This window comes from Streptomyces humidus (assembly GCF_014649655.1).
In the GTDB taxonomy this organism is placed as follows: Bacteria; Actinomycetota; Actinomycetes; order Streptomycetales; family Streptomycetaceae; genus Streptomyces; species Streptomyces humidus.
Map to the genome: position 1 here is coordinate 1 of NZ_BMTL01000159.1, position 733 is coordinate 733.

Here is a 733-nt window from a genome sequence, read left to right on the forward strand (position 1 = left end):
AGATCCTCCGGCGAACCCACCCCACCCGGGAACCGGCACGCCATACCCACGATCACCACCGGATCGTCACCCACACTCACCGGCGCGGGCAGCGCCGACGCCATGTCGACGCTCTCCGCTTCGTCCGACAGCTCGGACAGGAGATGGCGGGCGAGGGCGGCCGGTGTCGGGTAGTCGAAGACCAGCGTGGCGGGGAGCCTCATGCCGGTGGCCGCGGCCACACGGTTACGCAGCTCCACCGACGTCAGGGAGTCGAAGCCGAGAGCCTTGAAGGGCTGGTCGGCCTCCAGGTCGGTGGCGGACGCGTGGCCCAGGACGGAGGCGGCCTGCCCGCGCACGAGGTCGATCAGAAACCTCTCGCGCTCGGCCTCGGGAAGCCCTCCGACCTGCCGGGCGAGGTCGCCCGCCCCTCCCGGCACGGCCCGCGCCTCCACGGTCCGGCGTGCGGACGTGCGCACCAGAGCCCGCAGCAGATCGGGGACGTTTCCACCCCTGCGGAGCGCTGCGAGGTCGAGATTGAGCGGCAGCACCGCCGCCTTTCCGAGCGCCGGGCCGATCTCCAGAGCGGCGTCGAACAGTCCGAGTCCCTGCTCGAGGGCGAGCGGCCGCAAGCCCTCGCGTGCCATGCGGCGCAGGTCCGCTTCGGTCAGCTCGGCCGTCATGCCCGCCCCCGGAGCCCAGGGACCCCAGCCGAGGGAGACCGCGGGCAGCCCCGACGCACGGCGGCGGGCGG

1 protein-coding gene is annotated in these 733 nt (G+C 73.7%); it reads right to left on the bottom strand.

Annotated features, from left to right (window positions below):
• A partial coding sequence (locus IE239_RS41540; protein ID WP_229878831.1) for a beta-ketoacyl reductase occupies positions 1 to 733 on the bottom strand: 733 nt, incomplete at both ends.